The 10,479-nt window shown below is 57.5% G+C and carries 3 protein-coding genes; 1 reads left to right on the top strand and 2 read right to left on the bottom strand.

The features are described 5' to 3' along the window. Nucleotides 1–178, top strand: a 178-nt coding sequence (locus BSP239C_RS19915; protein WP_145997517.1) for a transposase, incomplete at its 5' end; no start/stop codon positions are given. A gap of 260 nt (nucleotides 179–438) precedes the next feature. Here the strand turns inward: BSP239C_RS19915 and BSP239C_RS19910 are convergent. Continuing rightward, nucleotides 439–1,266 carry a metal-dependent hydrolase gene (locus tag BSP239C_RS19910; RefSeq protein WP_101575045.1) on the bottom strand — a complete coding sequence of 276 codons (828 nt, stop codon included), beginning with the start codon at nucleotides 1,264–1,266 and terminating at the stop codon, nucleotides 439–441. Between the two features lie 26 nt (nucleotides 1,267–1,292). Next, nucleotides 1,293–7,718 carry an HAD domain-containing protein gene (locus BSP239C_RS19905; RefSeq protein ID WP_101575044.1) on the bottom strand — a complete coding sequence of 2,142 codons (6,426 nt, stop codon included), beginning with the start codon at nucleotides 7,716–7,718 and terminating at the stop codon, nucleotides 1,293–1,295. Between the last annotated feature and the right edge of the window lie 2,761 nt (nucleotides 7,719–10,479).

Genomic DNA, 10,479 nt, shown 5'->3' with positions numbered 1-10,479 from the left:
TGTGTTGGCGTTCTTCACGAGGCCAGGAACGTCGAATGGGCCCACCGAATCGATCAATGGTCGGCTCGAGCACCTTCGAGGATCGGCACTCGGGTTTCGCAACCTGACTCATTACATCGCGAGGTGCCTACTTGAGTCCGGTGGTTTCAGACCGGTTTTACACTCTCGATTACGATGAGCCCCATATCGCCGCTGAACCTGTGGCTGGTCTCGCGTTGCCTTCCACACCTGGCCGCCCAAATCGCGCGCAGCTCAAGAATTGTCGCGTCCCAGTCGGCCAGCATAGGAGTGTCCCTGGACCCGTGACGAAGCATGGGAGAAGGTGTGTCAACAGCGGATCAGGCACGCCGCAGAAGGCCTGCTATGAGCCGTTCTGGTATTGGCCGGTCTGCTCAGCGACCGAGACTGATGACGCCCTCATCTGAATCGCTAGATTGTTCATCCCAGCGGATCAGTCAGACCGGTCTTGATCTCGTCGAAGTGCGGCAGCGTTGCCCACGCACCAGGATCGAATAAGCCCGCCTCCGTCGTTGCAGCGAGGACGACATAGCCAGTGAGAACGAGGCAGAGTATCCACTCCCGAATCGATCCCGCATTGCCGAGGATTGGAAATCCGAAGCTGCCCTTGTCGTTCCAGCACGAGCCGAGAACCGGAATGTGCTCGAATCCTTTCGGGGCTTTCGGGTTCAAGGGGTAGAGGATCGGGCACATGTCAGTCGTGGCCATGTCGCCGATGATATGGATCGCACAACCCAAACCCACCGCCAGTGGAAGCATGAATGGATCGGTGTCGAATTCATTCATGACGAACCCAGCAACAGCCAGCGACAGTCCCCAGGGCAGGACGGAGAACGGCTCGCTGAGCTTCAAGGCTTTCAAGGCAAAAGAGGTGAGGACGAATCCCATGATCGCGGCGCCAATGGCCAGTCCGCCGTAGCGCAGCTGTCCCAGCAACATCGCCAGTGCAACGAAGGCCGCGATCCCGATAATGCTGTGGGTCCCATGCCGGTGCCCACCAGAGATCTTCCCGATCATTCGGCAGATGATCTCCGATGGTGATGGCAGAGGCCCAAGCTTCGGCAGGGAGTGAGCGATCGTCGCATTGTGATGGTCTGCGTCCGGCAACAGTGCGGCTCCAGTGACCATAGCGGCGAAGGACGCCAACGACATGCCGCTTCCGGCATCGATGACTCCGAGGCTCACTCCGGTGGTTCCAGCCAAGGCCAGAGCTCCAGCTGTGCCAGAGATCGCATGGTGTCCTCCCATCACGGGCGATCACCTTTCCTTTCGGGTCAGAATTCGTCGTCGCTGGGCAGCCGGGATGTCGCAGCTGCGCGACGCGGTCGTTTGGCAGGGCGAGTAGAACGCCGTGTCTTGGCTGGTGCTGGGACGGAAGCCTCTGATTCTGCCTCGACAGCGTCGTCACCCCCTCCGGCCAAGAATGAGTTGATCTCGGCAATGTGGTCTCGGGTCAGGCCCTTCGCCGAGTCCGGTTGGACGATGAGGTGGTCATAGCCTGCCTCTGTCAGCACTGTGCCGAGTCCGGCAACTGCGTCGTCATCGTCAATGACGACGATGCGGGCGACGAATGGGACCTCGTCGAGGAAGGCCACAATGGCATTGGTCTTAAACCATTCGTGAGGACCTGGACCGTTGGCAGCCGTATCAATCGCAGGAAGCACCAGCCACCCGATGTGGGTTGCCAGCACGTCGGCATCTTCGACTTCACGTGCACTCGACCAGACGATCGGTGCATCGATGGTGGTGACAGCCTTCATGATGCGCGGATCCACCGCCATCGAGTCTCCGTAGGTGCCCTCGGCGGGTTCGATCATCATCTGACCACGGCGGGCCGGGCCTCCGAATGGCGCCAGACATCCGTCGATGTCCATGAACACGAGAGCCTCTACGTCTTCGACCGAGATCGGATTGCGGTTGCTTACCGGCTGCTCGATCACCACTTCGTTAGACGATGTCTCAACAACATCGGGCTCGTCTGCGCTACCAGTATCTCCAGTATCGGCCTCAGCAAAGAAGGCATCCCAGTCGATGTCAGCCTCAGAGGCTTCAGTAGTCACCGGCTCCTGTGCCTGGCTGGTCGAAGTAGCCTTGGAGTCAGACAGATCAATATCGTCGAGTTCATCGAGGTCCAAGGTAGGGGTCTCATCGTCGTCACCAACGTCCACCGCGGGCTCGGCAGATGCGACAGAGCCGGTAGCGAAGTCCTTGGCCCAATCCGGTATCTCACTGTCACCGGCATCGTCGACGTCGGCAAGCTCGAGGTCGAGAAGAAGATCGTCGGCCACTTCGGTCGGCTCGGCCTCATCGGCAACCAATACCCGTCCTTCGATGACGTCTGAGGAGTCATCGGGCAGGTGTTCGCTGAAGTCGATGTGCTCGATGTCTGCGGGATCGCCCATGAACGAGGCCAGGCTCGCTTCAAACTCATCGACCGGAGAAAAGTATCCCTGCAAGGCGACTGCCGGTGCCGTCACTGACTCCCAGATGAGGCGGCCCTTGGGCACGATCTCGCCAAGGTTCGGCGATGCGTCAGGATCTCGCAGCGCCGACATCTTGTCGCCGTAAGACATCTTGCCCAGCGCCACCCGACCCAGGTTTGTTTTGAGGTCTGAGAGGTCATCGGGAAGGGAGTTCGCTGTCATCTTCTGCGTCATCAACGACAGATTGATCCCAGCTGAACGAGCCTCAGCAGCCACACGACCGACCAGGAACGCCAGACGACGTTTGCTCATATACGACCGCTCTGCGGCGAGGCGGGCCTCTTCAGCTTTCGGATCGGATTCCGGTTTCGACGGTGGCCTGGAACCGGTTGAGACGAGGCCCAAGAACTCGTCGATGAAGACGATCATTCGCTTCGGACGCACGCTCTCAGGCAGCTCGTCGAATGAGCTGACACCATATTGGCCGTTGAGTGCCGCCCGGCGCTGGACTTCGGCGTAGATGGACTCCATGACGGCTCTGGCTTCATCGACTGTCGTGCAGAAGGCCGACGAGTATCGGCGCGCAAAGTGGAAGTCAGCACCGTACTTCTGTGCATCGATGAGGACAACACTGTGGCCGGCAGCTAAGGCCCCGTACATCACCGACTGAGCCAGGACTGAATTCGATGTCGGAGTCATGCCTTCGCCAGCAAGGTAAACGTGATCGGGACTGTCAACTGAAATGCATCGAGCTGGCTCAGAACTACACGGCGTGATGTCTGTGATGTAGATCCAATCGTGGGTTACCCGCACTGTACTGGGGAGTCGAGCTACCTTCCGAGACAATCTGAATACGGGCAAATCGGTGGTAAATCGTACAGAATGGCTGTCTTTGCAGATGACCCTTTTTCCATATTCGTCGATGTATGACGATTCCCGGATATGTGTGCTCGCCTTGATCCCGAGAGAACGGACCAATTGGGCGACACCGGCTGAGAGATGTTCGGAAGAGAGCGCCAATACACAGTTTCCAGATGAGTTGATGTGACCATCCGTGTCCATGAGCCCTTGGAGCAGGGTGAGACGCTGGTTGAATGATGCACGGAGATACTGAATCGGAATCTCTTTCTCACGTCTGACGGCATCGTTCTGCGTGGCGAAACCAAGGGTTCGAAGGGCCGCACCGAGTTTTGGGAAGAAGTAGGCTGCGGCCCGCCCTGGAGACTGTTCGATTCGATTGACTGAATAGCCATCGGCTTTAACAGATTCGATGATTTCGTCATCCATCGAGGTGATGGCGCCCGTACGTGAAGTTCCATCGCCGAGCCAGGCTCCGAACGAGTATGGCCCAATTGGAAGCTCGGCGGAAGGCAGGTCAAGGGGCTTCGTGGTCCGGATGCTGAATCGCGAAGACCCACGGCGGGTCTTCACTCCCGTCGCGATCATTTCCTGGGTTGTCATTCGCACCTCCGCGACTTCGTCAGAGGGTCGAACTAGGTGCTGCTGGTGAAGGCGCTCGGCCAAATGGAGAAAAGCTGTGGTTATCTGAAATTCGATCACCTTGCTGGTCATAGTCTCTTTGGAGGGTAGGGTGCCGTGTTGCTCAATGAAGTGAGTCTCGCCTTGGAGGCCCGCTCGTCGAATTGGGTCGGACACTGCATGTCGCGACAAGGCATGATCGCCGAGTTCGGAGTCAAGCATGTATTTGAAATCGACTGCTCGAGCCGGCTGATGTGGGTTGAACTCGGAGGCCTGCTTGATCTTGGTAATGGCGTCCAACTTTGCCTGATGACGTGCAGGATTTGCGGCCCATGCGTCCTCGCAAACCGTTATCACATCTATCAACGGATAGAAGCGGAATGGGCGACGGGCTACGTAGCTAGTATTCGTGCGAGTTCGTGTGACTTGTCGATTGACCTTCCGGAAGGGAGTGTCGGTAAAGTGCAGGGCGGCCAACACACCTGCTTGTGTCTGCCAAGGGTTCGCCTCGAGGTTCAAATTTCCGACAACTGCCAACAGGTTTTTGCTGTCTATCCAGTCTTTGGTAGATTGCTGTGCCGCGACCGTCAAAGTTCCAATATCCCGCTGCGCACTTTCCCAGGATTGGATTGCTAATTTTCGGTTCGCCTGGCCGACGGCCTTCTTACCGCTCTCTTGGGCCACCAACCACTGGTGTTCAGCGTCAGCTTTGATGACGGTGCCGTCGGAAAATGTTACATCGAACAGAGCAGGGCTGTTCTCGATTTCTGATAGGGCGGTGACATTGCACGGTCGTCCATCTCGCCCAAGCACCTGATCACCAACTCGGATATCTGCCAGCAATGTTGAACCGGTAGGGGTTGGAATGTTGGTGGACAGGCTAAGCCGCTTGCCGCTTCCCGAGCCTCCGACAATGAGCAAATGAGGCGTGCTCGACCAATCGACACCGTTCGGTCGACCGTCAATACCGACACCAAAAACCTGCTCCTTACCGACGACGGGCGCCTGGATTGGAAAGGCGACATTTTCGGGCATCGGATCAGTCCTCGACGACAGGAGAATGAACTGTCGTGGAGAATTCGGGTCAGCATTGACCTGGAGGAAGGCGTTGCCGGTGGCCGAGGTGAGCTTGCCTATCGCGCCACGAGGCTTGGCCAGATCCATACCGGGCAACGTGAACGTCGTCGATCGGACCTTGTCGTTGTACTCCAACGTGTGAGTGCTCACCAGGGCCGGGACTTCCCCGGTAGAGGCGGAGGCGACATTGGCTTCAGCGAAGGCCTTCTGCCATTCGAGGTCGACTAAGAGCGGCCGGTCGCGTTTCTCATTGCCCAGGCTCACGTGTTCCGGGTGGGCGCCCATGACAATACTGACTCCCGTGGTGTTGGCCCCGGAGGTGTCTTTGAACACTGTCGCCCACGGGATCGAGAGGCGTTCCTTCATGCGCGGCAGGTGCTTGCGGATGACATCGGTCGTCACTCCCCCGAGCAGAGTCATGTTCACTCGCCACAGGTGAGATCCGTCATCGGCATTCGGCGACGACAACGGGGCCGTCGACGTCACGCCCGGTCGAGTCAGTTTCGCGGCGTCGAATGCCTGATTGATCATCAGCTTGAGCAGCCAATCCTCGGCGGAGACTTTTGAGCTCCGGTCCGGGGGTCTCAGATAGGCCGGGGACTTCGGTACGGGCTTGTTACGATCGGCCCACTGAACGACGATGACCTGGTTGTGCTGGTTGAAGTCATTGCCCGAACGTTCCATGTATCCGGTGACGCCGGCCAATGCAGACGACAGAGCCACCGACAGCGGTTCCTCAATCTTCGGGCTCAAGTAGTCGGAGACACGCTCATTGTTGAGGATCGAGAAGAAGCGACGGTGCAAGGTGGCACCATCGACGAGAGTCGCATCCTGCTGAGGGGTGTCAGGAATCGGAAACGGTGCGTTGATCTTTGAGTCCAGCGCTGTCATCCATTTGCCGTTCCACCAGTCTTCTTCGCGGACACCGGCGACCTCAGGCAGCATCTGGCGACCGGAGTCATTAGGTGAGAGCTCGTCACTGTCGAAGGCTCCGACGTAGAGAGCCAGGCCACCCTTGCGCTCTGGGTTGTCGTTGAGTGCCGCGACGCAGCCGAGCTTTGCCGCGAACTGCGATTGCAGACCACCTTTGAGTCGCATGTGGCGGACAATGCCAGGGTCAATCGACAGGCCGACGTACCACGCAGCAACAGGTGAGGACTCGTCATGGAGAGGGACGATGGAGGCGATGTCGGGGCGGGCGTACTGGGCGTCGTTGCAGACGGTGGCGATGACGGACTCCAACGCGATTGAGAGCTCCTCGTCTCCAATTGTTGGGTCGGTAATCGCCGAGGCCTGATCGGTCTTTGAGGCCACGACACGGAACTGGGTCGGGTGAACCCCGTTCTGGTCGGCGATCGACAGGATCGCACCAGAGACGCCAGCGCCCAGCGTGGGGGTGACCTTAGCTGCATGGGTGGTCATGAACTCAGTGGCAGAGCGTCCTTGCGGGGCATCAAAGGTGTCGACTGCGAAGGAGCCGACGATCTCACGCGAGATCAGACGTGGTGCGGGTTTGAACTTCAGCGACGCCCACCTTGGTTTCCATGACAAGATCGCGGCCAGGCGGGCAACCTCAGGATCAGCCTCGGTGTCGAAGGCATCAGGTACAGAATCGGACGGGATCTGGACAACACGGAACTCATTCGGGTGGATCGATCCTTCGACTTCTTGACCGAGCGCGTTCACGTGAGGAGACTCGATGACTGCCGCTGACTGTCCGGCTCCCAATGCTGGGATGATGTCAGACTCTTTGTCGATGAACGTCATCGCACCTTTGCCTGCCGGTGCCCGAAACGTGTCGACTAGTCCGGCGCTGAGTTGGCGGCGATCCGTCAGCCCCGGTGCCGGGTCAAACTTCAGGTCCGCCCACCGTGGCTTCCATTCGGCCCGAGCAGCTTCACGCAGGCGCCAACTGCTGATGACTTTCGGGCGCACAACTGCGGCGATAAGCATAAGAGTCAGTCCGATACCGCCACAAGCAGCGAATGCCAATGTTGGCAGGCCGTAGGTGGTCAGCGAATGTCCAATGAACGATTCCCAGAGGGCTGCGAGAATGCGCAGACCGAAACCTGCTGCAATAGTGGCAACAACTCCGACGACGACATAGATGGCCAGGACGATGATTTGGAGACCGTGAGCGGCAATGAGTTTGATGAAGTTGGGGACCTCAGCGGTGACCTTCAGTGTCTTCGGCAGTGCCGACTTGAGATCCTTCCAGCCCACAGCTGGTCGAGGTTCGTCCTCGGAGGCAAACCGCCGAGAGGCATCATCGTAGGCGGTGATGGTGATGAAGATGGCGATCGCATTGATGAGCCCGAATATGTGGTCGGCCACGTCGTAGTCACTTAGGAGCCCGAAGTGATCGAAGTGAGCCGGGATCATTCCCACGATGATCGACAACGAGAGGAAGACGAACCAGGACAGTCGCACTTCGGTGCCTGGCCACCAGGCTTGTGGATTGAAAAACGTTGACTTCAAGGACTGCCGTGCGTGGTACTTGCGCAACTTGGCACTCTCGCTGTCATTGGCTGGAACTGGCCTGCCGTTCTTCTTGTCGGTGAGCTCAGGTGGCGAGGCAATGTAGGCAGCAATCGTGACACCAATCGGTACAAGCACGAAGCCTGGGTAGCCGAAGCAGGTGGCGACCAGCGCGAGGATGACGGCACCGGCCAAGATCAGCGGAGAATCATCACCCTTTCGCTGTTGAACCTTCCGACTCATGCTCGCCCTTCTTCATCATTATTGGTCTCATCCCCTGCAATGCCGCCTGCAACGAACGTCACGTTGTTGGTGACTTTCGATGTTGGGGTGACCGGAGCGTCAATGGTCGGCGCCTGATTGCTGACAGGCAGTGTTCTCGTTGAGTGTCTTTGACGATCGTCTTGCGACGATCTGGGTCGATGCTCACCGAATCAGGAAACTCAGTAATGGACCCTGACAGTGGGAACCCGTCGTCGCAGACGTGGTTGGCTCCGATAGGTGCCCTCGTTCCGGCATGGGCTTGAATGTGGGCCACGCCATCGATGAACTGCTGTTCGCGAACGTCAAGGATCCCGGATGCACATAGATATGCCTCTCGCTCCGAGCGGCTGAGCGTTCCTTTGGCGTGGCGGGTCTGGAGGACGTGAATCCATAGACCCAGCGGAAAGCCGTCTGCGTCGACGAACGTCCGCGGAACAAACTGGACTCCCGCCGCATGTGCTGCTGTGAGCCCGGCGAGTCCTTGGGCGAAGCTGACGCGAGCAGGGTGGAGTACTCGGATTGTCGACTGGCCGCCGAAACTCGACAAATATGTCAGAGCGCGAGTGCGGCTGGGGCATCGTGTTGTGTTCATACTCAGGGCAGAGGTGGGTAAAACTCATGGCTCGATAACGCCCCGAGCTCCGGGCCAAATGCACCGGCTTCACGAGCAAACGCGATTCTCGTATTCGAGAATGCTTATTGGCCACAACGCGCGCATTGACGACGACCACGAAAAACAACCAACCCTCCTGAATTGGCGGCCGCCCACGGAAGGGTTCGCGCCAAGGCCTCGATCGATGTCGAGCTGTAATACGTCCGGGAGGTCCGCTCGCAGATGCCAGGCGTCCTCATTGCCCACAATGCCGCTGTGCCGCACTCAGGCACGCCCAGGAGGCTCCAGATGCCCATCTTCGTGCAAATACACATTCGTGATCTCGCGTGCCACCGTGCGCCCCTGTGGAGGCTCCGGCGACGCGAGGAGACTTCGATCAACGCGGGAAAGCGTTACTGAGGTTCTCAACGCGTGCGAACGGGCCCTGTTTGTACCCCGAATGCCGCCGCCCAATCGGGTCGCCCCAAACACAAGCTCGAGCTCCTGGAGCAACTATTGCCGGGAGGTGAGGATCGTGGGCCTGTCGTCGTTTGTGTGGTGGCTGCTTTTGGTGGTCGCGGCCGAGCTTGCCGGGGTCGGGTGCAACGGTGGCTAGCTACTGTTTCATCAGGGTGCCACCGGCGTTGTAGCAGCGTTTTTTCCTCGTTTGTCCAGGTCAGACGGCCTGTTTTTGGTCTGATTCTGTTATTACTACGTTCCTCACGAACCCATGCACCCCCCTATAGAGAAAAAGAGAGACACCCTGGTGAAAATAAAAAGGCATACATGCGTGAACTAGGGGGCTGTAGTAATGTAGTAATTCTTCTTCTTTAGGAAAAGATATAGATATAAGCACTCTGTCTCACCTGGGATTTTGTCTCGACAATCGAACGCTTGTCTGATTAAAAGTTTCCTACGGTTGTGGTGATCGCCTGTAGTGTTTGGCCAAATCGGGGTCATATGAGCCGGTTTTTACTACCAAGTGGCCTGCATCACATCGTATCGTTTGATAACGTTTGTTGCTGTTCAGCCCAATATGACCAGTGATGATCAGTTATGAGATAGTTTGCCTATGTTTGATCCAGTACAGGGACGTGCGTGATCGTTAACTGACATTCACTGCCCTTTGGTCGTTACAGCGTTACAGCGGGCATCTAGACTGCGTCTGTGAACCTTTGACCGCCACTGGCATACCTTTGTCATTGTTTTCGTGTGTTTGCTTAGTTGATTCGCGTTTGCAAACGCAATCCAACTGCATCAAACGGCATGGTTGGACGTGCGTTGATGGTGCCCTTCGGGCTTGAACGGTGTTCTCATGATGGGTTTTTGCCTGTAACACCTGGTGGGAGCACCCGCGTCATCGAGGGGTCGGGTTCTCGTGTTTCTGTGTGTCGGCTGTGCCTGAGCTGTGTGTGAGTGCTTGTTGCGGTAGTTTCTGAGAGGTATACCCCCCGGGGGTGTTTGTGGTTGGTGCGAGTCGTTTTTGGCTCGAAAGTGCTGTTTTTCGCTCGGATCGTCGGTCGCTGCTTCAGTGGGGTCTGGAGAGGTGGTTTTCGGACCTGCTGTGTGTTCGTATGGTGGGATTTTGCCTGTAATGCCTGGTGAGAGCACCCGCGTCATCGAGGGGTCGGGGTTTTCGTGTTCTGGAGATCGGGCCAATTCGGCCACTTTTGCCAAGATCCGGCCGAATAGAGAATCTGACCCAAAACACGACTGTTTTGAAGGTGAATCGGCAGCCGCTGACGACCCCAGTTCAATGGTTTGGCAGAAGGAAAACAGTGGTCGCTCAGCCAAGGTTGCGCATGGCTGAACTACCTCCAAATTGGTTGCAAAAGATCGACATACTGCTTCGTCGTTCCAACATCTCGCAAACCGGTCAGTGGTCGATTTCGTGTACCAGTTGACTTTGCTGTCAGAGTAGTCTCAGGGCGGTCATACAAGTCGTTGCCCGACGGCTCATGAGGCCGCAGGAGCCACGTTCAAGGGCCTTGTCCACATAAATATCGCCTGATCCTGTCCCTGTGATGCTCCTATAGATGTCAAGCGGCTTGAAGAAGGAAGTCCCGGTACTGCGCTGCGAACTCGTCATCACGAGCTTCAGCGCGTTCGATACGTGAAACCTTTACCTGACCGACGCTGAAATGCTCG

This window comes from Brevibacterium sp. 239c (assembly GCF_900169365.1).
GTDB lineage: Bacteria > Actinomycetota > Actinomycetes > Actinomycetales > Brevibacteriaceae > Brevibacterium.
This window is presented reverse-complemented; position numbering and strand designations above follow the sequence as displayed.

Excerpts from the sequence above, each read along its gene's own strand:
- BSP239C_RS19905 (WP_101575044.1), bottom strand. The coding sequence starts at position 7,718 with ATGAGTCGGAAGGTTCAACAGCGAAAGGGTGATGATTCTCCGCTGATC.
- BSP239C_RS19910 (WP_101575045.1), bottom strand. The coding sequence starts at position 1,266 with ATGGGAGGACACCATGCGATCTCTGGCACAGCTGGAGCTCTGGCCTTG.